21 protein-coding genes are annotated in these 23,424 nt (G+C 58.1%); 13 read left to right on the forward strand and 8 right to left on the reverse strand.

The genetic code is table 11. The annotated features are described in order from the left end of the window. Positions 1-110: 110 nt before the first annotated feature. Entirely contained in the window at positions 111-758 is a 648-nt protein-coding gene (gene yihA, locus FMN52_RS11280) for a ribosome biogenesis GTP-binding protein YihA/YsxC (protein WP_148608712.1), read from the reverse strand. Positions 759-934: 176 nt separating this feature from the next. On the opposite strand from yihA, the gene FMN52_RS11285 reads away from it, so the two are divergent. The 3 genes from FMN52_RS11285 (at position 935) to FMN52_RS11295 (ending at position 3,242) form a co-directional block, all read left to right on the forward strand. Further along, a complete protein-coding gene (locus FMN52_RS11285) occupies positions 935-1,543 on the forward strand; it encodes a c-type cytochrome (RefSeq protein ID WP_148608713.1) in 609 nt (202 codons plus the stop codon). Between the two features lie 143 nt (positions 1,544-1,686). Further along, positions 1,687-2,322: a thiol:disulfide interchange protein DsbA/DsbL gene (locus tag FMN52_RS11290; RefSeq protein ID WP_148608714.1), complete on the forward strand. Its 636-nt coding sequence runs from the start codon at positions 1,687-1,689 to the stop codon at positions 2,320-2,322. Between the two features lie 59 nt (positions 2,323-2,381). After that, on the forward strand, positions 2,382-3,242 hold the full coding sequence (locus FMN52_RS11295) for an endonuclease/exonuclease/phosphatase family protein (protein WP_148608715.1): 861 nt from the start codon (positions 2,382-2,384) through the stop codon (positions 3,240-3,242). 67 nt (positions 3,243-3,309) lie between these two features. Here the strand turns inward: FMN52_RS11295 and rpmG are convergent, their stop codons facing one another. From rpmG to radC, 3 genes are all read right to left on the reverse strand, one after another. Next, on the reverse strand, positions 3,310-3,465 hold the full coding sequence (gene rpmG / locus FMN52_RS11300; protein WP_008173465.1) for a 50S ribosomal protein L33: 156 nt from the start codon (positions 3,463-3,465) through the stop codon (positions 3,310-3,312). 11 nt (positions 3,466-3,476) lie between these two features. Next, positions 3,477-3,713, reverse strand: a complete 237-nt coding sequence (rpmB, locus tag FMN52_RS11305) for a 50S ribosomal protein L28 (protein WP_008173462.1) — start codon at positions 3,711-3,713, stop codon at positions 3,477-3,479. Between the two features lie 228 nt (positions 3,714-3,941). Beyond that, complete coding sequence (radC, locus tag FMN52_RS11310; RefSeq protein ID WP_148608716.1) at positions 3,942-4,616, reverse strand: DNA repair protein RadC; 675 nt, start codon at positions 4,614-4,616, stop codon at positions 3,942-3,944. Positions 4,617-4,802: 186 nt separating this feature from the next. On the opposite strand from radC, the gene coaBC reads away from it, so the two are divergent. The 7 genes from coaBC (at position 4,803) to argA (ending at position 14,165) form a co-directional block, all read left to right on the forward strand. Next, a complete protein-coding gene (coaBC, locus tag FMN52_RS11315; protein ID WP_148608717.1) occupies positions 4,803-6,002 on the forward strand; it encodes a bifunctional phosphopantothenoylcysteine decarboxylase/phosphopantothenate--cysteine ligase CoaBC in 1,200 nt (399 codons plus the stop codon). A gap of 41 nt (positions 6,003-6,043) precedes the next feature. After that, positions 6,044-6,505 (forward strand): dUTP diphosphatase, encoded by a 462-nt coding sequence (gene dut / locus FMN52_RS11320; RefSeq protein ID WP_014578508.1) that lies wholly within the window; start codon positions 6,044-6,046, stop codon positions 6,503-6,505. A gap of 94 nt (positions 6,506-6,599) precedes the next feature. Then, on the forward strand, positions 6,600-9,242 hold the full coding sequence (locus FMN52_RS20105) for a phosphomannomutase/phosphoglucomutase (protein ID WP_148608718.1): 2,643 nt from the start codon (positions 6,600-6,602) through the stop codon (positions 9,240-9,242). A gap of 57 nt (positions 9,243-9,299) precedes the next feature. Then, entirely contained in the window at positions 9,300-10,196 is an 897-nt protein-coding gene (gene argB / locus FMN52_RS11330; RefSeq protein WP_064229789.1) for an acetylglutamate kinase, read from the forward strand. A 24-nt stretch (positions 10,197-10,220) separates the two neighbouring features. After that, entirely contained in the window at positions 10,221-11,471 is a 1,251-nt protein-coding gene (locus FMN52_RS11335; protein ID WP_148608719.1) for an acetylornithine deacetylase, read from the forward strand. 26 nt (positions 11,472-11,497) lie between these two features. Next, positions 11,498-12,667: an acetylornithine deacetylase gene (gene argE / locus FMN52_RS11340; RefSeq protein ID WP_148608720.1), complete on the forward strand. Its 1,170-nt coding sequence runs from the start codon at positions 11,498-11,500 to the stop codon at positions 12,665-12,667. A 190-nt stretch (positions 12,668-12,857) separates the two neighbouring features. Then, positions 12,858-14,165: an amino-acid N-acetyltransferase gene (gene argA, locus FMN52_RS11345; RefSeq protein WP_148608721.1), complete on the forward strand. Its 1,308-nt coding sequence runs from the start codon at positions 12,858-12,860 to the stop codon at positions 14,163-14,165. Here argA and FMN52_RS11350 read toward each other — a convergent pair. Further along, positions 14,139-15,209, reverse strand: coding sequence for an aminopeptidase (locus FMN52_RS11350; RefSeq protein ID WP_148608722.1), 1,071 nt, complete (start codon positions 15,207-15,209; stop codon positions 14,139-14,141). The genes argA and FMN52_RS11350 overlap by 27 nt on opposite strands. A gap of 171 nt (positions 15,210-15,380) precedes the next feature. Here FMN52_RS11350 and FMN52_RS11355 point away from each other — a divergent pair, with 171 nt between their 5' ends. Further along, positions 15,381-19,151: a DUF1631 family protein gene (locus FMN52_RS11355; protein WP_148608723.1), complete on the forward strand. Its 3,771-nt coding sequence runs from the start codon at positions 15,381-15,383 to the stop codon at positions 19,149-19,151. 18 nt (positions 19,152-19,169) lie between these two features. Next, the gene (locus tag FMN52_RS11360; RefSeq protein WP_148608724.1) at positions 19,170-20,036 is read left to right on the forward strand and encodes a phosphoribulokinase; all 867 of its coding nucleotides are present in this window, start codon (positions 19,170-19,172) and stop codon (positions 20,034-20,036) included. Positions 20,037-20,040: 4 nt separating this feature from the next. Here the strand turns inward: FMN52_RS11360 and FMN52_RS11365 are convergent, their stop codons facing one another. The 3 genes from FMN52_RS11365 to FMN52_RS11375 form a co-directional block, all read right to left on the reverse strand. Beyond that, complete coding sequence (locus FMN52_RS11365; RefSeq protein ID WP_148608725.1) at positions 20,041-20,889, reverse strand: pirin family protein; 849 nt, start codon at positions 20,887-20,889, stop codon at positions 20,041-20,043. Positions 20,890-21,024: 135 nt separating this feature from the next. Beyond that, positions 21,025-21,819: an adenosylmethionine decarboxylase gene (gene speD / locus FMN52_RS11370; protein WP_148608726.1), complete on the reverse strand. Its 795-nt coding sequence runs from the start codon at positions 21,817-21,819 to the stop codon at positions 21,025-21,027. A 248-nt stretch (positions 21,820-22,067) separates the two neighbouring features. Beyond that, positions 22,068-22,502, reverse strand: a complete 435-nt coding sequence (locus FMN52_RS11375) for an OsmC family protein (RefSeq protein WP_148608727.1) — start codon at positions 22,500-22,502, stop codon at positions 22,068-22,070. A gap of 262 nt (positions 22,503-22,764) precedes the next feature. Between FMN52_RS11375 and crp the strand changes: the two genes are divergently transcribed. Continuing rightward, positions 22,765-23,406: a cAMP-activated global transcriptional regulator CRP gene (gene crp / locus FMN52_RS11380; protein WP_007153756.1), complete on the forward strand. Its 642-nt coding sequence runs from the start codon at positions 22,765-22,767 to the stop codon at positions 23,404-23,406. The last annotated feature ends 18 nt before the right edge of the window (positions 23,407-23,424 follow it).

Here is a 23,424-nt window from a genome sequence, read left to right on the forward strand (position 1 = left end):
GGGAATTCGGACATTCCTTGCGTCTCCTGAGTGCGATCTCAGGTTTTAGCACGTCGCAAACCCTGACGTTTCACCGGTCTGCTATCTGGCAGGCCGGTTTTTTTATGCCTTCAGAGTGTGGTCTCTGGTTCTCCGACATCGCCCTCCAGCCACTCGATCAACGCCTCCCGGCATTCGTCCACGCCCCGTTTTGATGTTGCAGAAAACATGATCAGGTGTTCCACGCAGGAGTAAGCCTTGAGGTTCTTGGCAATGCCCAGCATGGCGGTTTTGGCTTGGCCGAACTTTAATTTGTCTGCCTTGGTGGCCAGAATCATCAGCGGCAGGTTGTTATGTTCGCACCATTCCACCATCATTTGGTCGAAATCGGTCAGCGGATGGCGGATATCCATCACCAAAACCAGGCCGCGCAGGCAGCGTCGGTCGTTCAAATAGTGGCCCAGGTGTTGTTGCCAGTCGTCTTTCATGTCCCTGGACACTTTGGCGTAGCCGTATCCGGGCAGATCGACCAGACGACAATGCTCGCGATTGAGAGAGAAAAAGTTGATCAGTCGTGTGCGTCCGGGTGTCTTGCTGGTCCGGGCCAGCTTGCCGTTGGCGGTGATCGCATTGAGTGCGCTGGATTTCCCGGCGTTGGAGCGGCCGGCAAAGGCGACTTCGGCACCGAAATCGGGCGGGCACTCATCCAGACGGGAAGCGCTGATGAGAAATCGGGCGCTGTTAAAAGAGAGGCTTTTTTGAGTCAGATCAGGGTCCACAGCGGTTGGCTTTCCTTTGGATTTCAGTTATCAGGGATTAATGTATAATGCTACACCAATTCCGGGCGGCGCGCTGCGCGCGACCGCTGTCAGCCCCGGTTTTGAGCCTGACTGGTCAGCGCCTGCCGGCTGCACAACGAAGAATACCCTTAAAAGATGAGAGAAGCGGAGCGAGCATGAAAAAACTGATCGCAGGAGTAGTTCTCGGCGTTGGCCTCACAGCGATGGCGCACGGGGCGGGAGATCCTCAAGCAGGCGAACAGAACGCAGCGGTATGTGCCGGTTGTCACGGCCAGAATGGTGCCAAGCCCATTATGGGGGCTTATCCCAAGCTGTCCGGTCTGGGCGAAAAATATTTGTATCGCCAGCTGGTTTTGATCAAGGATAAAGAGCGGAATATCGCGGAAATGACCGGCATTCTCGACAACATGAACGATCAGGATCTGCAGGACCTGGCAGCTTACTTCAGTGCCCAGGAAATGGTTGTTGGCCAGGCCGATCCGGATCTCGTTGATCAGGGTGCGGCATTGTACCGTGGCGGCAACATGGCGACTGGTGTCCCAGCCTGTGCCGGCTGTCATAATCCGCAAGGTGTCGGCAACGAGCCGGCCGGTTACCCGGCGCTCGGCGGTCAGAACGCAGAGTACTTGATCAAGCAGTTGAATGCCTACCGCGATGGTACTCGGGATTCTGGCGCCAACGCATCGATCATGATGGATGTAGCGTCAAAGCTGACCGATGCCGAGATCGAAGCGGTCTCCAGCTACATTTCCGGCCTGAACTGAAACCGCCGGTCTGTACCGAAAACCCCGCCTGATGCGGGGTTTTTTGTTGCCTTTCGTTTCTGTAACTGCCGACCTGTGGAACTTTTCAGGTACGCTGGGTCATAATCCTCCCAAAACGACATACAGATAACCGGAGATTCTTCATGTTTCGATCCTTCAGAACGGCCTTCCTGCTCCTTTTGGCGCTGTCTGTCTCTGGCCTTGCCCATGCCGCAGAGTGGAAAGAAGGAACCCATTACAACCGGTTGGATAACCCGGTAAGAACCGACAGCGACTCGGGGATCGAGGTAGCGGAAGTCTTCTGGTATGGCTGCCCCCATTGTTACAACTTCAAGCCCCTGGTTGAGGAGTGGGCGGCCAATGCCCCTGACTACGTCAATTACGTAAAGATTCCTGCTGCACTGGGAAGAAACTGGGAACCCCACGCCTACGCCTTTTATGCGCTTGAGGCCATGGGCGAGCTGGACAAGGTGCACGATGCCCTGTTCGATGCGCTTGCTGGTGAGCGCCGGCCTCTGAATACGCCGGAAGCACTTGCTGATTTTGTGGCGGATTATGGCGTCGATCCGGATGAATTTGTCAGCAACTACAAAAGCTTTGGTGTGAACGCTCGCATGCAGAAAGCCCAGTCGAAAATCCGCGGCGCGCGGATCACCGGAACTCCGACTATGCTGGTTAATGGCAAGTACACAGTCAGTGCATCTATGGCCGGCAGCCATGAGGCCGTTCTGGACGTGGTGGACTACCTTGTTGCCAAAGAGCGGGGCGAAGCGGAGTAAAACCGCGCCCAGACGCCAGAGTCGAGTCCAACAAGCAGCCGGCCGGTTGAGACCGCCATATGTACAAGCATATCCGAAGACAGTTGAATGGCATCCTGAAGCCGGCCGGTGGGCCCAGGGGTGCCAGCTCAGGGACCGAGCATGTTCCCGAGTTTGAGCCACAGCGACATATTCGTCTGCTGACCTTCAACATCCAGGTGGGTATCAATACCTCGTCCTACCGCCATTACCTCACTCGAAGCTGGCAACACATACTGCCTCACCGCAATCGCATCGAGAATCTCGACCGGATTGCGTCCCTGCTGCGCGGGTACGACGTGGTGGCGTTGCAGGAGTGCGACGGTGGCAGCCTACGCAGCGGCTATATCAATCAGGTGCAGTATCTGGCCGAAGCAGCGGGCATTCCCTATTGGTACCAGCAGCTGAACCGGAACCTCGGGCAGATTGCCCAGCACAGCAACGGCCTTTTAAGTCGTTATCGCCCCCTGGATGTTACCGAGCATAAATTGCCGGGTCTGATTCCGGGGCGGGGTGCGATCATCGCCAGGTATGGAACCGAGCACGATCCCCTGGTGCTGGTGTTGATGCATCTTTCCCTTAGCAAGACGGCCCAGCAGCGTCAGCTGGGATTCATTCGAGAGCTGATTGCCGACTACCGGCATGTGGTACTGATGGGAGACATGAATGCCCACGCCGAGCACCTGCTTACCCAGACACCCCTGAAGGAGACCGATCTGGTGCCGTTGCCAGACACTGCTCACAGCTTTCCAAGCTGGCGGCCAGAGAAGGCTCTTGATCATATTCTGGTAAGCCCTTCACTTGAAATCCGACGTTCGGAAGTGGTGAGCTATCCGATGTCTGATCACCTGCCCATCGCTATGGATGTGGCCCTGCCCGAAGGGTATCTTGAAAAGTTTTGAGCGGGAGAAAAGCCACAAAAAAGCCCGGCGCATTGGCCGGGCTTTTTTGTGGATGCCGGATCAGGAATTACTTGATCTTGGCTTCCTTGTACGCAACGTGCTTGCGGACAACCGGATCGTACTTTTTGATCTCGATTTTTTCCGGGGTGTTACGCTTGTTCTTTTTGGTCGTGTAGAAGTGACCAGTGCCTGCTGATGAAACCAGCTTGATTTTCTCGCGCATGATGCGGCTCCTTAAAATTTCTCGCCGCGGGCACGAAGATCGGCCAGCACAGCGTCAATGCCTTTTTTATCGATGATGCGCATGCCCTTGGTGGATACGCGCAGCTTCACGAAACGCTTCTCGGACTCAACCCAGAAACGATGGTTCTGCAGATTCGGCAGAAAACGACGACGAGTGTGGTTCATCGCGTGGGAAACGTTGTTACCGGATACCGGACGCTTACCGGTAACCTGACAAACTCTGGACATACTTGCCTCCGACCTGAGCAATGGTCTCTAAAATACGAATTCGTTTTTAATGCGTCTCTGGTTGCTAAGGAGCCGTTAGGCCCCCATTCGCGCCTCTAAACTGAACGCTGCTCGCCAGACGCCGCCAGAAAGGGACGCTTTTATACCAGAACTGGCCCCCCAACGCAAAAAATTGTTGGGAATTTGGCCAGTTTTCCGGCATTGACGTGGACTCTTATTGATCGGGCTTTACAGCAGACCCCGTTCAGCGAGCGATATTACCTCACCATGGCCAACAACCATATGGTCAAGAACCCTGATATCCACCAGCCCAAGGGCCTCTTTCAGCCGGCGGGTGAGGGAAATGTCGGCCTGGCTCGGTTCTGCGACTCCCGAGGGGTGGTTATGGGCAAAAATCACTGCGGCTGCATTGTCCTCCAGGGCCTGTCGCACCACTTCCCTTGGATAGACGGCAGCACCGTCGATGGTGCCCCGGAACAACTCACGGTATTGGATGACACGATGGCGATTGTCCAGGAACAGGCCGGCGAACACTTCGTGGGGATAGGTGCCGAGCCGGCTGGTGAGGAACCGGCGGGTATCTTCGGGCGAGCGCAGTGGGTCCCCCTGGCGAAGCGGTTCGTCCATGACCCGTCGGGCCATTTCCATGGCCGCCTGAACCTGGGCATATTTGGCGGTTCCCAGACCTTTGACGTTGCAGAACTGGCGGCGGGAAGCTGTCAGCAGTCCCCGGAGCCCGGAAAACTCCTCAATCAGATGACGGGCCAGTGCCATAACCGGCATGCCGGTAGTGCCGGTCCGTAAAAATATGGCAAGCAGTTCGGCGTCGGAGAGGGTTTGCGGCCCGTGGGCGAGCAGGCGTTCCCGCGGACGTTCGTCCGTGGGCCAGGCGGAGTCTGACATCTTGGCTTCCTTGCATTGGTTATTTCCGGCCCCGGCGCTTCCTGCGCCGAGACGGGCATCTCAGGATTACAAAGGTTACTTTAAAAAGTAACAATCGGTAAACGTATGCCGGGCCTGGCAGGCTGTCGCTGCGGCCTGAGCATGCTATCTTATAAGCCTTTCATTTTATGCGGAAACGGAGCCCCTATGGCCGCCAGACGAATCCTCCTGGGAGTGACCGGTGGTATTGCCGCCTATAAAAGCGCCGAACTGGTTCGCCAGCTGAAGAAAGCGGGCCATCAGGTGCGGGTTGTCATGACCCGTGGGGCAGAAGCGTTCGTGGCGCCACTGACCTTCCAGGCACTGAGTGGCGAACCGGTTCGGACCTCCTTGCTGGACCCTGAGGCGGAAGCTGGCATGGGGCATATCGAGTTGGCCAAATGGGCCGATCAGGTGGTGATTGCGCCGGCGTCGGCCGATTTTATCGCCCGTCTGGCCCAGGGTATGGCCGACGATTTGCTGGCCACGGTCTGTTGCGCAACCGAAGCGCCCATTGCGGTGGTGCCCGCGATGAACCAGGCCATGTGGAGCAATGACCGCACCCAGAGGAATATCCGGCTCCTGGCAGAGGATCCCCAGATTGAATTGTGGGGGCCCGAACAGGGTGCCCAGGCCTGTGGCGATACCGGGCCGGGCAGAATGCTGGAACCGGAGGACATACTCGGTCTCGTTGATCGCGCCAGCAACGGAGTCCTCTCCGGCAAGACGGTGGTGATTACGGCGGGCCCCACCCGTGAGCCCATTGACCCGGTTCGCTACATTAGCAATCACAGTTCCGGAAAGATGGGTTATGCCCTGGCGGATGCAGCACGCAGGGCAGGCGCCCGGGTAGTTCTTGTCAGTGGTCCTGTGACGCTGGCGCCACCGACCGGTGTCGACGTCCGCCAGGTGTTAACAGCCGAGGACATGTTGCGGGAAGCCTCGGGTGCAGTGGATGAAGGCTGCGACCTGTTCATCGCGACGGCCGCCGTGGCGGATTACCGGCCGGAGACCTGTGCCGGGGACAAGATCAAGAAATCCAGTGAAGCCATGACGCTCTCGCTGGTGCGTAACCCGGATACGCTGGCAACCATTGCCGGTCGTGAAGGCGCGCCCTTTTCCGTGGGTTTCGCGGCGGAAACCACCGACGTGGCGAACTACGCCACTGACAAAATGCAACGCAAGAAACTGAACATGATAGTGGCCAACGACGTTTCGGCGCCGGGTCTGGGCTTCAACAGTGACAATAATGCGGTAACCGTTTTCTGGCCCGGTGGCCAGGCATCAATCGGGCCGGACAGCAAAACGAACATTGCCCGACAGCTTGTGGCGATGATAGGTGAACATCTTGGTCAGGCCGCCCGCTGACTCAGCGAAGCGTACCCGTACCACAATCGACAGGACCTCTCATGAGCAGGAAAAATCTTCAGGTACGTATTCTGGATGATCGCATTGGCAGCCAGATTCCCTTTCCCGAGTATGCCACTGAAGGCTCTGCAGGCCTCGACCTTCGGGCCTGCCTGGACGAGCCGCTGACTCTCGAGCCGGGCGATACCCAACTGATCAGGACAGGGTTGTCGATCCACATTGCCGACCCGTCTCTGGCGGCCATGATCCTGCCGCGAAGCGGGCTCGGCCACAAGCACGGCATTGTGCTTGGCAATTTGGTGGGATTGATCGATTCGGATTATCAGGGCGAGTTGATGGTGTCCTGTTGGAACCGGGGTCGCACCAGCTTTACCGTGGACGTGGGCGAACGCCTGGCGCAGTTGGTGTTGGTCCCCGTTGTTCAGGCCGACTTTGAGGTGGTTTCGGAATTTGACGCCAGTGCCCGTGGTGACGGTGGCTTTGGTTCCACCGGTACGCGGTGACCTGGGGCCGGCCACGCAGAACCGCGCGCCGGCGTCTATACTTTGCGGGTAACTGCTTGTCCAGGACGATAAAATTACAACTGCAGGATGGACTATGAAGCTGGGTAAAAAGAAAGATGCCGACGCGTCCGTTGATGAAAAGCCGGCGAAGAAAGCGGTGAAAAAGGAAAAAACCAGTTCTTCGGGAACAAAACTGAAGCGACTTAATTCCGTGGCGGTGAACCAGTCGCTGGTCGTTGTTCTGGCGGGTGTGATTGCCGTTGCCTTGCTTCATTTCCTGGTGGTCCAGCCGTCGGCAAAGGAGCGCTTCGAGTCATTGAAAGTCCTGGAGGCGGATGCGGCTGCGCTTCGACTGAACCAATATTTTGATCAGGTCCAGAAAAGCGTTAATGGTCTGGCCACGCAGCCCCATGTCATTCAGGCCCTGAACAGCCGGAACGAGATTCCGGCAACCGAGGTGCAACTGGCGGATTCACTGCCCGGCATCGAAGCGGTTCATCTGTTTCCCTACCGTGACATTCCGCGCGCCTCCAGCAGTGAGGGCCTGCTGGGCTTCTCGGGGCTTGAGCTGGCCCGGCGCGCTGAAACCGGCCAACGACTGTTCCCCGATGCGTTTCCACGGGATAACCGCTGGTTTGTCCAGATGGCGACCCCGGTCCGTAACCCTACAAGCAATGCGGTCATCGGGAGCCTGCTGATCATTTTCGACTCCACCCAGATCCAGCCGTTGCTGCAAGTGGTCAATTCCAGTCTTGGTGGCCAGCTGGCGCTGGTGCAGACCGTGTCCGGTTCATCCCGCACAGTGGTCAGTAAAGGCACTGGCTCCGGGAGTGCTGAATCCCGAGGGCTAACCAACCCTGACTGGACCGTGACCTATACCCCAGCCAAATCATCCGCAGCGCCGGTGGACACGGTGATGATTGCCATTCTGGTAGGAGTTCCCGCGCTAATCGCTGCCATCATCGTCTGGGTCCTGGTGGGCGGTGCCCAGAAGGGTTTGCGCCAGGACGTGACGGCCCTGATCCAGTGGGCCCACAAGGTGTTCGGCGGAGAGCGGGTAAAACTGCCGACCTTCCGTTGGGATATGGTGGCCTCAACCGGTGAGGTGCTCTACCGATTGTCCCAGGTGGTTGATAAACGGGTCGCCAAGGCCGGAGAAACCGCAAAGCCCAGGCAAGCCGGTTCCGGAAAGTCTGGCGCTGGTGCTGCCAAGGGCGGCGATGAGCCTCTGTTTCAGGACAAGGACATGCCCGATATCGACATGCTCGATGGTGACGAAGATGTTCTCGGGTTTGGCAGTGGCGACGATACGGTCTTTGGTTCCGGTGATACGCCGGATGTGGACGAGGTGGCCCTGCCTCAGGTAGAGCTTTCCGCGGATATTTTTCGGGCTTATGACATTCGGGGCATTGTCGGTGAGACCCTGACCTCCGAAGGGGTGGAGGTGATTGGTCGGGCCATTGGTTCCGAAGCCCTGGAGCGCGGCGTCGACAGCCTCTGTATCGGCTACGACGGTCGCCACTCCAGCCCGGATCTGGCGGATGCTCTCGCACGCGGCGTAATGGCCACCGGGTGCAATGTGATTCATGTGGGTGCCGTGCCCACGCCAGTCCTCTATTTTGCCACCCATGAACTCCAGACCGGCTCCGGCGTCATGGTGACCGGTAGCCATAACCCCTCCAATTACAATGGCCTGAAAATCATGCTCGGCGGGGAAACCCTCTCGGGTGAGGCCATCCAGAAACTGTATCAGCGCATTCAGACCGGGGATTTTGCCAACGGTCGGGGCAGCCAGAGCAGCGAGGACGTTCGTCGCGCCTATCTGGATCGGATTGTTGGCGATATTGCGGTAGCAGCACCACTTAAGGTAGTGGTCGATGCCGGCAATGGCATTGCTGGTGAACTCGCGCCCATGCTTATCGAGGAGCTGGGCTGTGAGGTGATTCCATTGTACTGCGATGTGGATGGTGATTTTCCGAATCATCATCCCGATCCCGGAAAACCGGCGAATCTTGCGGATCTGATTGCCAGGGTTGACTCGGAAGGCGCCGATATCGGTCTGGCCTTTGATGGCGATGGCGACCGACTGGGCGTGGTAACCAATTCCGGAAAGATTATCTGGCCGGATCGCCTGATGATGCTGTTCGCCCGGGATGTGGTGTCCCGGAACCCCGGTGCGGACGTTCTCTACGACGTGAAGTGCAGTCGCAGGCTGGCCGGTGTGATTTCAGAAGCCGGCGGCAGACCGATCATGTGGAAAACCGGTCATTCCCTGATGAAGGCGAAAATGAAAGAAACTGGCGCTCTTCTGGCCGGGGAAATGAGCGGTCATATTTTCTTTGGCGAACGCTGGTACGGGTTTGATGATGGTCTCTATTCTGCTGCCCGCCTGCTGGAAATTCTTGGCATTGAAGACCGGCACAGCGATGAAGTCTTTGAGGATTTCCCGGACGATATCAGCACCCCAGAGCTGAATGTCGAAGTGACCGAAAGCTCCAAGTTCGACATCATTGCGCGCCTCGGCGAGGCCGGCGACTTCGGTGATGGCAACATCAGTACGATTGATGGCATCCGTGTGGACTACACCGATGGCTGGGGACTGTGCCGGGCATCAAACACCACCCCAGTGCTGGTTTTACGCTTTGAAGCGGAGACCGACGAGGCACTGGAGCGTATCAAGTCTGTGTTCCGGGACCAGCTGCAGAAGGCAGCGCCGGATCTGGTGGCGGATTTCTGATTCGCAGTCACTGAGTTTCACAGGCAAGTTTCAATACAGGATCAACAAGGCAAAAACATGGCGCTGGATCGTGAAACAGCAATGCAGGTGGCTTCGGTACTGAGCCGCGGCCTGCCTTATATTCAAAGATTTACCGGCAAGACCGTGGTCATCAAATATGGCGGTAACGCCATGGAGAACGAAGACCTGAAAAGCAGTTTCGCCCGTGATGTGGTTCTGATGAAACTGGTGGGCATCAACCCGATCGTTGTGCACGGTGGTGGCCCCCAGATCGGAGAGCTGCTGGAGCGCCTGAACATCCAGTCCCGGTTCGTCAACGGCATGCGGGTTACCGATTCCGAAACCATGGATGTGGTGGAAATGGTACTTGGCGGCCAGGTAAACAAGGAAATCGTGTCCCTGATCAATTCCCACGGCGGCATGGCGGTAGGGCTCACTGGTAAAGATGCCAATCTGATCCGGGCCCGCAAGCTGGAGGTGGTCAACCGTTCCCCAGAGCTGGAGCGGCCGGAAATCATCGACATCGGTCATGTTGGCGAAGTCGCCAGTGTCAATGTGGACGTGATTGACATGCTCACCCGCAGCAATCTGATCCCCGTGATCGCACCGATAGGTGTGGGGCCTGACGGCGCCTCCTACAATATCAATGCGGACCTGGTGGCGGGCAAGGTGGCCGAGGCCATGAAAGCCGAGAAGCTGATTCTGCTGACCAACGTGTCCGGACTGAAGAGCAAGGACGACAAGGTGCTCACCGGACTGACTGCGAAGCAGGTAAACGACCTTATTGAGGACGGCACCATCCATGGTGGCATGCTACCCAAGATCCGGTGTGCACTGAGTGCGGTGGAGAATGGCGTCCGCACGTCCCATATTATCGACGGCAGGGTCGCTCACGCGTGCCTGTTGGAGATCTTCACCGATGAGGGTGTCGGCACCCTGATTTCCCGTAACTGACGGCACCCGACAAGGAGTTTCCGGATGAAGCGCCTGCTTGCGACGCTGGTAGTACTGGTTCTGGTCGGCTTTGCCGCGTTCAAGGCGGGTGTCTGGTGGCTGGCAGACCAGCGCATGGCCGAAGCCAGGCAGGCACTGGAACCCTATGGTGTGCTTCATCGAGGCAGCATCAGTTCCGGCGTTGAGGGCCGGTTGGTTCTCAAGGACGCCAGTTGGCAGGATTTTGAGCTTACCCAGCCTCTGGATATAGCCAGGGTAGAGCTTGATACCGGCTCACCTGTCAGCTTGCTGTCCGCCCTGTTCGAGCCGGCCAGGTTGCCGGCGCAGTGGAACCTGCGACTTGATGGCCTTGGCCTGACCCTTGACCCGACAATGCTTCGGAATTGGGTTACCGCAGAGGGCGCCAACAGCGATGGTGATCCGGCGCTGTTTGTCCTTTCCTGTGCGCCAGATCCCCGCCAGCAACTGGGAAGCGGAGACCTGATCCGGATGGGCATCACCGCACTTGATGGCGAGGGCTTCGTACGCCAGTCCCCGGGAAATCTCCATGCTGAGCTGAATACCATCAGCACTGGCAGTCTTGAACTGAACTGGCCTGATGCTCGAATCCGGATTCAGGATTCGGAACTGACCGTTTCCAGTGGTTCCGAGCCCATGAGTGTGACCCTGCGCGATGGCGGCCTGATGCGTCGCATTGCCGCCTACTGTGCCCGCGAAGCCGGAATCGAAACCGGCGAATGGGCCGGGCGCGCGGTGCAGGCGCTGGCCACCGGACTTGAAGCCCAGGGCCTGGCGGCCAGTGACCAGTTGAAAGCGCTTTACCGGCAGTGGCTGCTTGAGGGCGGTGAGGTCACTGTGAGCGTGCAGCCGGATCAGCCACTGTTCGGTGTGCCCGTCATAGGGGGTGAGAGCGATGGCGAGCGCCAGAGCTGGCCGGTTCGATACAATGGTGCCGGCGTGCCAGACGTCTATCTGTCCGAGGCAGAGCCTTTCATTCAGGCAACACCGGACGTGGCGGTTGAGCCGGTGGTGCCAAGGGAAGATCCAGAAACCGAGAGCTGGTACCCGGCGGAACTTGAGAGCGCCGGGCAATGGATTGATCGGCAGGTTCGGGTAACGCTGTCCAACGACAATGTTGTAGAGGGGCGGCTGGTGAGCGTCAGCGAACGTGAGCTTGAAGTGGCCCGTGTCGTTGCCGGTGGCGAAGTCGCCTATCCGATGTTGATCCGGGCCATTACCAACTTTGAAGTATGGCGTCGTGGCCGTGCACAATGATTCCAGTGGGAATCTGAGAGGAAACTATGTCGCAGTCCGATAGCAACTCCGCAGCGGTGCCGGGCATTCGTGACATGCTTGCCCGCCTGATATCGCTGCCTTCCATCAGCAGCGCGTCGGCGAAGTGGGATCACAGCAACGAGCCGGTGGTGCGAACCCTGGCGGAGTGGCTGGAAGCCCTCGGATTTTCCGTGGAAATTCTGGAAGTGCCCGGCATGCCCGGCAAATTCAACCTGATCGGAACCCTGGGCAGCGGACCGGGCGGTCTTGTGTTGTCCGGCCATACCGATACGGTTCCCTTTGATGACAAACGCTGGCAGAGCGACCCCTTTACGCTAACCGAGCGGGACAATCGCTGGTACGGGTTGGGCACCTGCGACATGAAAGGCTTTTTCCCGCTGGCCATCGAAGCGGCCAGAGCCTTTGTTGGCGAGGAGCTTAAGCAGCCGTTGATCATATTGGCCACGGCCGACGAAGAAAGTTCCATGGATGGCGCCCGGGCGCTGGCCGAGGCTGGCAAGCCCAAGGCCCGCTACGCGGTCATCGGCGAGCCCACCAGCCTGAAGCCGGTGCGCATGCACAAAGGCATCATGATGGAACGGCTGAAGTTCGAGGGCCAGTCCGGCCATTCCTCCAACCCGGCCCTGGGCCGCAATGCCATGGAAGGGATGCACGAGGCGCTTTCGGAGTTGCTGGCGCTACGGTCGGTTTGGCAGGAAAAGTACCGGAACCCGAACTTCGAGGTACAGTTTCCAACCCTGAACCTCGGCTGCATCCACGGCGGTGACAATCCTAACCGCATCTGCGCCCAGTGCGAACTGCACTTTGATCTGCGCCCGTTGCCAGGCATGAACATGGAGACCCTGCGCCAGAGCATCCTTAGCAGGGTCCAGCCGATCGCAGAACGCCGGGAACTGTCCCTGGAATTCGAGCCCCTATTCGACGGGGTGCCACCGTTCGAAACCCCGGCCGATGCGGCCCTGGTCAAAGCCTGTGAGAAACTGACTGGCCATACCGCCCACGCCGTTGCTTTCGCCACGGAAGCGCCCTGGCTCCAGAAGCTTGGCCTGGAAACCCTGGTCATGGGCCCTGGATCGATTGATCAGGCGCACCAGCCGGATGAGTTCATAGAGCTGTCTCAACTGGAACCAACCGTGAAGGTCCTGCAGGGGCTCATCCGACAGTTTTGCCTTTAGGTTGGAGTCCGGGTCAAATAGGGGGGGCTGAACACTGTCGGGAGCCCTCTCCAAAACACGCCCGTAAATACGTCCCTGTAGGGCTCGGTCGCGCCATCCCTGGCGCTCCACGGTTTTGGAGAGGGCTCCCGACAGTGTTCGTCAGACTGAATTGCAGGCCGCGTAAAGAAAAAAGCTTGGAGTATTCGAATTGAAATCAAACGACTGGCTGCATGGATTCCGCCATTCATCCCCCTACATCAACGCCCACCGCGGGCGTACGGTGGTGCTGACCATTCCGGGGGATGCCATTGAGCATGGGAATTTCATCAACATCATCCATGACATTGCGCTGCTGAGCAGTCTTGGCGTCCGACTCGTCGTTGCCTTCGGCGCCCGGCCGCAGATCCAGACACGGCTGGACACAGCCGGTGTGAAATCGTCGTTTGCAAAAGGTCTGCGGATTACGCCTGAAGACCAGCTTGGCATGGTAATGGAGGCCATCGGTGGCCTGCGGGCCTATCTGGAGAGTCACCTGTCCATGGGGCTGGTAAATTCACCAATGCACAATGCCCGGATCCGGGTGAGTGGCGGCAATTATGTGGCCGCCAAGCCCGTGGGTGTGCTGGACGGTATTGATTTTGGCCATACCGGCAAGGTGCGCCGGGTCGATGTGGCCGGTATCGAGAAACTGCTGGAGCTTGGTCACATTGTCCTGTTGCCGCCGATGGGCTATTCGCCCACCGGGGATACCTTCAACCTCTCCTACGAGGATGTTGGCAGCCAGGTGGCGGCGGCACTGCAAGCCGAAAAGCTGATTGTGTTTATTGATGATCCCGGGTTACAGGAAGAGGACGGTGCCCTGATCCGGGAGCTGTCGGCGCGTCAGGCGTCCGAGCGTCTGGCTTCCGGCGCGGTGACCGGGCACGATGCCGATCTGCTCAGGGCGGCCTGTGATGCCTGTGTGAAGGGCGTACGAAGGGCGCACATCATCAGCTACGTGGATGACGGCGCGTTGCTGAAGGAGCTTTTCACACGAGATGGTGCCGGAACGCTGGTCAGTGGCGATCACTACGAGCAGTTTCGCCAGGCCAGGGTCGAGGACATCGGCGGGATTCTGGGGCTGATCCAACCACTGGAAGAACAGGGCATTCTGGTTCGCCGTTCCCGGGAGATGCTGGAAACCGAAATTGACCGCTTTGTTGTGGCCGAGCGCGACGGCACCATCGTGGGCTGTGCCGCCCTCTACAGTTACCCTGAGGAGGGTGCCGGCGAGCTTTCCTGTTTTGCCGTGGATCCGAATTATCGCCGGGCCGGGCGGGGAGATGAGATTCTGGCGATGGTCGAGAAGCTGGCCAGGGGGCAGGGCATCCAAAAGCTGTTTGTGCTGACCACCCAGACCGAGCACTGGTTTCGGGAGCGTGGCTTCCAGCCTTCCACGGTGCAGGCCCTGCCCGGGCCGAAGCTGGCTGCCTATAATACCCAGCGGAACTCAAAGGTGTTCTTCAAACCGCTCTGACAGGGCGGCCAGATGTTCAGATCTCTGGGGTTCCGGTTCATTTGATAGCGTCTCAACGGCCTGGTAAAAAGCCGGGAAATCGTATTCTGTGTTCCGGAGCATCTGGCGGAACGCCGGAACATACTGGTTGTACTGACGGAACAGCGCCAGGTTGGCATTGTTCAGGCTGACCGGGGCAGGGCCGAACGGGCCCGGTTCGGGCCAGTCTGCGGAAAGTTTTTGATAGGTACGGGCCAGGTCTTCGAAGATGGCCGCCTTGAGGTCTCGCATATCTTCTTCTGGCAAGCTGTCCTGACCGGCGTACAGTGCCTCCAGTCGGGCGCTGAACTCTTCGACCAGGTCAAGGGTCTGGTTTCGACGAGCAAGACGGCTCAGCGCCTCCCGGAACTGTCCGGGTTTGCCCTGCTCCGATAGCCATAGTCTGAGCCCTTCAAGCTCCACTGCGGTGGCGAAACTTTCGTTAAATGCCGTGTCATCGGCGATATAGACTACTCTGTGGGCCAGTTCATGGAACATCAGAGCCACCATGCGGTCCTCCGACAGTTGGGTAAACCCGCTGTGCAGCGGGTCATCAAACCAGCCTAGGGTGGAATAGGCGGTCACGCCGCCAATGAACGTGTCGAAGCCGTTACTGAGGAATTGTGCCTCCTCGGCGCGCGCATCCTCCAGGCTGAAGTACCCCCGGTAGGCCTGACAGCCGAGAATCGGGTAGCACCAGCGGTGAGGCTCCAACGAGAACTCGGGCACGGCCACCAGGTTCACCACCACCCAGGGTCTGTCCAGCTGCACGTAGTCGCTGAAGGCTTCGCCAACTGGCAGGGCCAGTCGTTGTCCGGCGAATTCCCGGGCCTGTTGTGCCAAAGCGAGTTTTTTTCGCAGCTCCTCTGGTGTTGCATTGTCGGAGAAGACTTCCTCCACCGGTTCCCCGGACATCATCAGGGATAGATGCCCACTGACAGCCTGTGAATAGTAGCCAATGGTCGAACAGCCGTTAAGGGTTGTTACCAGTAGCAAAAGTAGATAGATCTGACTAAGCTGTTTCATGGGTCAGGTTGTTATAGTGAATTGGTTTGCCTGTGGGGGCCAGACCGCTATAGTACAACCATGGTCTCTATAGTAGCAGCCGGTGGCATCCGCCATCGTTTCAGGGACGTGAGTCGGTATCGGACAGTGTGTTCGGTGACTGTCCCGGCTTTGCGAGAAATCAGGTAGTTCATGGATCCGAGAGAACGTCGTAGCAGCCCCCGCCAACCTATCAAACTTGCCGCTCAGATTGATCTGGGAACCGGTGAGGCCTGGCCGTGCCAGATTGCCGATTTCTGTGCGGAGGGCCTGTTTGTTCGCTATTCGAGTGAAACCTCGAAGAAGCTGGACCGGGCGTTTGCCTCTGGCACGCCGCCGGAGCTGGTGTTACGTTTCCGGGGTCTGGATGGTGCCCGCCGCCATGAACTTCATGTCGCCATTGTCCGGCGTATTGATGGCGCCATGGGGGTCAACTTCAGCCGTCCGAACCCTGAAGCGGTTGATGCCATGCTTCAGCAATGCGGTGGCTCTCGGCGACAGGATCGGTCCTCTCTCCGTGCCCCCAGTGACAAGGTCCAGTTTGTCCTTCACCAGTCTGCCAAGGCGGTGATTCGGTTCATCGAGCCGTTGATGAGTGACTGTCTCGTGCAGATGGTGGAAGGTTTGAAGCTGGCGGCCCAGAAAGCCTCAAACGACCAGCAGGCGAATGAATACATGGATGCCTCGGGCCAGATCCAGGCCCGGCAACGGGTCATTTGGCACCAGATGGCGCGAAGCCTCGAATCGCCATTAAAACCTGCCCCCAAGGGATTTCCCGGATCCGAGCTGTCGGTGGTCGACAAGGGCGAATTCGAGGACTGGCTGACAATACGGGTGATGGTGACCAAGGCCGATACCCAGTATCGGGGTGACCTGCTGCAGCTCAAGCTTCGGTTGGACAAGCTCGGAATCGCCAATGCCACGGGGCACCACAATCCCCTCGGGCCATCTCTTGTCTGCGAAGCGTTTCATAATGGAATCAATCAGCTCAAGGCGTCCCGAGAGGTAGAAAAGATCTGCTTGCGGGTTTTCGAGCAGACGGTTTTGCAGCAGTTGGGCCCCCTTTATAAGGAACTCAACGATATTCTGATCCGCCATGGCGTTCTGCCAGACCTGGATCTCAGTAAATATCTGAGCGAGCAGGCCGGGGCAAAACCGGAGCAAAAGGAGGCGCCGATTCAGCCAGAATCCGCTGCAGAGGAAGCTGCTGCGGAGCCGACGCCGAAGTCGAAACCGAAGGCGGGTGACGAAGCTGCCAAAACGGCTCAGGCGCGCAGGAAGCCCGGGATGTTGGGCGGCGAGTTTCGGGGCTATGCCCAGGCCGCCCAGACTGCATTCGCAACCGTACGCAATCTGCTCAATACGCTCAGCGCGAGCCGCGTGGCGCGTGGCAACCCGGAACCTCTGCCGTTTCAGCCCAACGCCAGGCCACTGTCCTCCGGGGAGTTCCAGCGAGAGCTCCAGCAGTTGCAGGCACAGCCTGTTGACGCCGTCGAAGAGCTGGCGCCGTTGAAGGAGCGGGTGGTAGAAAAGGTAAAGGCAAGCGGTGATAACCGGCTCGATGAAGAGCAACAGGAAACCGTTGATGTGGTCGACCGGTTTTTCAAGTCCGTGGTGGAAAGCCCGAAGCTCAGTGAGTATGCACAGCAGCGTATGCGGCAACTGGAAGTGCCCGTTCTGAAAGTTGTGATGAGGGACCCCGCGTTCTTTGAGGATCAGGACAGCCCGGTTCGGGGTGTGATGAACCGGCTGGCGCAATTGGGTGTCAAGGGGGGCCGGATTAACCCGGTGGTTCAGCGTCGGGTTGATGAGCTGGTCCAGCGGATTACCACAGATTTCGAGCAGGACACCGGGGTCTTTGAGCAGACGGTGCAGGAGCTGGACTCCCTGATCGATCGCCAGAATCTTGTGTATCGCAGGAACGTCGAGCGCGTTACAGCCGCAGCGGAAGGTGCCCAGAAGGTAGCCGAATCGAAACAGGCGGTTGCCGATGTGCTGGACCAGAAACTGGGTGGGCGGAAGGTACCTAAGGCGGTGCTCAGCCTGCTGGATGGTGGCTGGCGGGATCTGCTCTCTCTGACCTGGATCCGGCAGGGGCCGGACAGTCAGCTCTGGCAGGATTACCTGGCGGTGATTGATTCCTTGCTGTCTTTCGCGGACGACCCCAATAGTTCTATCAACCTGCCGGAATTGCTGCGAGTCATTCAGGATGGCCTCGGTTCCATTTCCAGCAACCACATGCCCTCTTCGCAGATTCGGGACGAGCTCAAGCAGTTCCTGGTTCGCAGCCCGGAAAAAAGCTCTGAGCTGGTCGAAGTGCCGCCGGCAAAGCCGGAACAACCGGATACCAAGAAGCTTTCGGACCGGGAACAGAGGAGCCTTCAGCGCTGGATAAATCGGGCCCAGCAGCTGCGCACCGGTGACTGGCTCCGGGACCAGGAAAAACCGGATGAGCCCCAATATATCCGTTTGGTCTGGGTGGCCCGTGGCTTCAGCCGTTTTGTCTTTGTGAATCACCAGGGCATGCGGGTAGTGGAACTGGAGCTTGAGGCCCTGGCCCGGCACATGCGCAAAGGCATCATCGTTCCTGACGGCCAGTATGAGCGGCCCCTGGTGGATGAGAGTATCGATCGGATGGTCCGCAAGGTTTACGACCAGCTGTCCTGGGCCTCCACCCATGATGAACTCACCGGCCTTCTTGGGCGGCGCGAATTCGAACGTATGCTGGATCAGCAGCTGGCACGCCAGGAAGACGAGCGCTCCCTGGTGCGTCTGGATCTTCGTCGTTTCCGCCTGTTGAACGATACCGCCGGCTACCAGGCTGGCGATGAGACCCTCAAGCGGGTTGCGGATATCTTGCGCAGCCACGTCGGTGACGGTATGCCCGTGGCCAGACTGGCAGGCAATGAATTTGCCATGCTGGTCCCCTCCGAGAGCGCCAGCGATGCGGCAAAGGATCTTGTCAGGGCCGTGGAGGCCGCCGAGTTCAGTTTTGGTGGCCGGGATTATCGTCTTTCGGCCAGTGCCGGCGTCGTCCCCACATTACCGGCACTGGTCAGTGCCGAACGCTGGTTACGGGCTTCTGAGCAGGCACTGGCGGCGTCCCGGCAGCAGGGCCATGGAAAAGTTTCCGAGTATGCGTTGGGTGCCGAGGATCAGGCTCGCCAGGAACAGATTGCCGCCAAGGTTGCCAGCCTCAGCGATCTGAATGAAGAACGCATGTTGCTGCGTTGCCAGAAGATCATACCTTTGCACGCCAAGGCCTCCATGGCGGCCCAGTATGAGGTTCTGATCAGCATGTACGATGACGATGGCAACCTCATTACCGGTCGGGATTTTGTCCGCATGGCCGAGCGCTATGACCGTATGCAGGCAGTGGATCGCTGGGTGGTCGGCCACATGTTGGACTGGCTCAGGGAGCAGGCGCCTGACCCGCGGCATTTCGGTGGTGTCTGCATCAACCTGTCGGGCTACTCCATGAACGATCAATCGCTGCTGGAGTTCATCTACGAGAAGCTGAGTGAGAAGGATGCGCCCATTGAGAGACTGTGGTTTGAGCTTACTGAAGCCTCAGCGATCAACGACGTTCAGTCGGTGGCGGATTTCATCGTCGAGATGAAAGAGCTTGGCTGTCGGTTCTGTCTGGGCAACTTTGGCAGTGGCCCCAGCTCCTTCGAGTTCATGCGCTCGTTACCGGTGGACCTGATCAAGATCGACAGCGCCTTTACCGGCCAGTTGACGACCAGCGAAACCGACCGTGCGATGGTCCGCTCCATGGTGGATATGGCGCATTACATGAACCGGGAAGTGATTGCTTCCCAGGTTGAGTCCCGGGATGTCCTGGACATGCTCCGGCAACTGGGTGTCGACTACGCCCAGGGCTTCGTGGTGGAGAAACCCCGTCTGCTCGACAGCCTCGTCTGATTCCGGCACTCTGCTCCCATGTCGAAACGCCATCCCATTATCGCGGTTACCGGTTCTTCCGGCGCAGGAACCACTACCACCGGCCAGATTTTCAGTCGGATGTTCGCCAGTGAGGGGCTGAATGCCGCCATGGTCAGCGGTGACAGCTTCCACCGATACAACCGCGAACAGATGGCAAGGCTGGCGGCCAAAGGCCAGTTCGGTGAGCGCAACCATTTTGCGCTCGCTGCCAACCATATCGACAAGCTGGAAGCGCTTTTCTACGATTACGGTCACACGGGTAATGGCCGGTACCGGCAATATGTTCACGATGAGGATCGTAAACTGGTGGAGGCAGGGCACAAACCTGGAACCTTCACTCCGTGGGGGTCCTTACCTGCCGATACCGATCTGCTGTTCTACGAGGGGCTGCATGGCGGTGTGGTCAGCGAGACCTGTAATATTGCCCAGTACGTGGACCTGCTCATCGGTGTGGTGCCGATTGTGAACCTCGAATGGATCCAGAAGATCCACCGGGACACCCATAAGCGGGGCTACAGTCAGGAAGCGGTGGTGGAAACCATCATAAACCGCATGGATGACTATGTTCACGATATCGTGCCCCAGTTTTCCCATACCCACATCAATTTCCAGCGTATTCCCCTGGTGGACACCTCCAATCCCTTTGTCGTTCGGGATGTCCCCACTGAGGACGAGAGCATGCTGGTGATCCGGTTCCGGGACCAGTCGGAAGTGGACTTTCCCTATCTGCTGCAGGTGATTGCCGGCAGCAGTCTGTCGCGGCACGATACTCTGGTGATCCCGGGCACAAAAATGCCGCTGGCCATGGACCTTATCGTCAGACCCATGGTGCAGCGGCTGATGGCAAGAAAGCCGTTTGCCTGAGTGGTCAGGCGGTCAGTCGGCCATCCCGGTAATCCCGGAGTGTCTGCTCAATCTCTTCCCGGGTGTTCATGACGAACGGACCGTACTGAACCACCGGTTCACCAATAGGTTTGCCGGCAATCAGCAGCAGGCGCGCCCCGGATTCTCCGGCACTGAGGGCAGTCTGGTCGCCCTGGTCAGTCAGAATATTGGCAGCGCTGCGCTGCAGAGAGCTCTCACCCAGGTTGGCGGTGCCCTCGTACAGGTACAGCATGGCATTGTGACCTTCCGGGACCGGTAAGGTAAGACTTCCCCCGGGTGTCATGTGGATGTCAGCGTAGATCGGCTGGGTACTGCCACCCGCCACGGCGCCCTCACGGTGCAGGCCATCGATCTCCACAGAACCGGCGATCAGTTTCACCTTGCCGCCTTCGAGGCTGATCTCGGGGATATCTTCCGGCTGTATGTCCCGGTAGCCGGCTTCGGTCATTTTTTCTGCCGCCGGCAGGTTTAGCCAGAGCTGAAAGCCGCGCATCACGCCTTCTTCCTGCTGGGGCATTTCCGAATGAATGATGCCTCGGCCGGCGGTCATCCACTGCACACCGCCGTTGCGCAGGTCACCCCGATTCCCGAGATGGTCCTCGTGAAGCATGTGCCCCTCAATCATATAAGTCACGGTTTCGAAGCCCCGGTGAGGGTGCGACGGAAAACCGGCGATATAGTCGGCCGCCTCGGCTGAACCGAACTCGTCGAGCATCAGGAACGGATCCAGGCGAATGTTCTGCTGCTGGCCGATGGAACGCTTGATGCGCACGCCGGCTCCGTCGGAGGTTTCCAGTGCTGGAATAATCTGTTTCAGGGAGCGCAGGGTCATGGTGTCCTCCTATCGTTGGCTCTTGGCTTTATTAAAACGGGATAGGCGGAGAGAAGAAAACGCAGAAATCTGGCGGGAGACATCAAAAAAACTGAAGGACCGGTGGCACCCGTCTCAGGGCACCACCGGAGGCGATTACTCCACGTTGCGGGAGTAGAAAATCTCCAGCATTTCCCGGCGCAGACGGTCCTCGATGGACTGCGCTTCGGCAGGATCAAGTTCACCTGCGTTAACCCCGAACACATAGTTATCGAGGTTGAAGTTCTTTAGCATCATCTTGGTGTGGAACAGATTTTCTTGGTACACATTCACGTCGATCATCTGATACGCATTCTGGGTATCCTCGGTCAGATAGTTCTGGATCGAGTTGATGTCGTGATCAATGTAGTGCTTGGTGCCGTCCACATCGCGGGTAAATCCGCGAACCCGGTAATCCACGGTCACTACATCGGAATCAAAGCTGTGGATCAGGTAGTTCAGCACTTTCAGCGGTGAAATCAGACCACAGGTGGAGACGTCGATGTCTGCCCGGAAGGTGCTCACGCCATCATGGGGATGGCTCTCCGGATAGGTGTGCACGGTGACGTGACTCTTGTCCAGGTGTGCCACGATGGTGTCCGGCAGCGGCCCCGGGGATTCTTCGTTGTCTGGTTCTTCACCATTGGTGAGCTCATGCTCGGCAATCAGCATGGTAACCGAGGCGCCGTGGGGCTCGTAATCCTGGCGTGCAATGTTCAGAACGTTAGCGCCGATAATTTTGACGACGTCGGTCAGAATCTGGGTCAGACGCTCGGCGTTGTACATCTCATCGATGTAGTCAATGTAGGCCTTGCGTTGTTCTTCGGTCTGCGCATAACAGATGTCGTAGATGTTAAAGCTCAGAGATTTGGTCAGGTTATTGAAACCATGCAGCTGGAGTTTTGATTCCATGCTCAGCCCCTCCGGATCGTGGAGATGAATGACTGCAGAGCTGCATTGCTGCGCTCTGCCGAGGCCGCCACCGACTACTGACCGGGTTGTTCACCTTTTGCGCAGACCGGCGGAGAGGGTGCGTATTATGCACACCGCAAGTGACGTTGAATAGTATTCGCAATGACATTTTAGCATTCGTGATTTCCGCTGCATCGGACCCTGGAGATTCGGCGCACAAGAGGTCCTGAAGCGGTTTATCCGGACTGTTAATCGGCGACCTGCTCGGCCTCGTGAATTTCATAACTGTGGCTGATTTCAACGCCCGCTTTTTCGAGCATGATGGACGCCGAGCAATACTTTTCTGCTGACAGGCTCACCGCCCGCTTGACCAGGTTTTCCTTGAGACCATTTCCCGATACTACAAAATGCAGGTTGATCCGAGTAAACACCGCGGGTACCGCGTCGGCCCGCTCTGCCTCAAGCTCCGCGTGGCAGGCGGTTACGTTCTGGCGGCTTTTCTTCAGGATGCTCATGACATCAAAAGCGGAGCAGCCGCCCAGTCCCATCAGCAGCATTTCCATCGGGCGCGGGCCAAGGTTCTCGCCACCGTGGTCTGGCGGGCCATCAAGCTGTACGCTATGGCCACTGCCGCTGGTGGCCTTGAAACTGGCGTTGCCGGTCCAGTCTACGGTTGCTTTCATGGTGCTTCTCCCTTGTGATTATCTGGGGTCAGGGCATTTGTAGCCCCGATAGCGATGATATGAGGCTGGATGCTAGCACAACCGGCGTTGCCGGGCAGGCTGATTGCGGATACATGTTGTATACTCTTTCCGGTTGCCCGCAACAGACCTTCTTGTTATAAGTTGCGGAGTTTTGCAATAAAAAAGAACGAACCCGCACGGAAAGCCGGGTGCATAACAAACATTGGGACCCGCCAGTATCTGAGGAGGCACGACTCGCATTATGGCCACTATCGTCAAGCCGGTTGAGCAGAAAACCAAGCATCTCGACTATTTCCTTTCGCAGTGCCATCGACGCCGTTACCCAGCCAAGAGCACAATCATCTATGCCGGGGACAAGAGCGATTCCCTGTTCTACATCGTCAAGGGCTCTGTGACCGTTATCATCGAAGACGATGATGGTCGCGAGATGATCATGGCCTACCTGAACGCCGGTGATTTCTTCGGTGAGATGGGGCTTTTTGACAACATGGATTCCCGCAGCGCCTGGGTGAAGGCCAAGACTGAGTGTGAAGTGGCGGAAATCAGTTACACCAAGTTCCGGGAGATTGCCCAGCAGGACCCCAGGGTGCTCTACTTCATCGGCGAGCAGATGGCGTCCCGACTGCGGCAGACAACCCGTAAGGTAGGTGACCTGGCGTTCCTGGATGTCACCGGTCGTGTTGCCCGTACGCTACTGGATCTTTGCAAGGAACCGGATGCCATGACGCACCCGGACGGCATGCAGATCAAGATTACCCGGCAGGAAATCGGCCGTATCGTTGGCTGCTCCCGGGAGATGGTTGGTCGGGTTCTGAAGACCCTGGAGGACCAGGGGCTGGTCCGGGTCAAGGGCAAGACCATGGTGGTCTACGGCACCCGCTGACCTTCACAATCGATCCCG

Origin of the sequence: Marinobacter sp. BW6 (genome assembly GCF_008107725.1) — a bacterium.
Lineage (GTDB): Bacteria > Pseudomonadota > Gammaproteobacteria > Pseudomonadales > Oleiphilaceae > Marinobacter.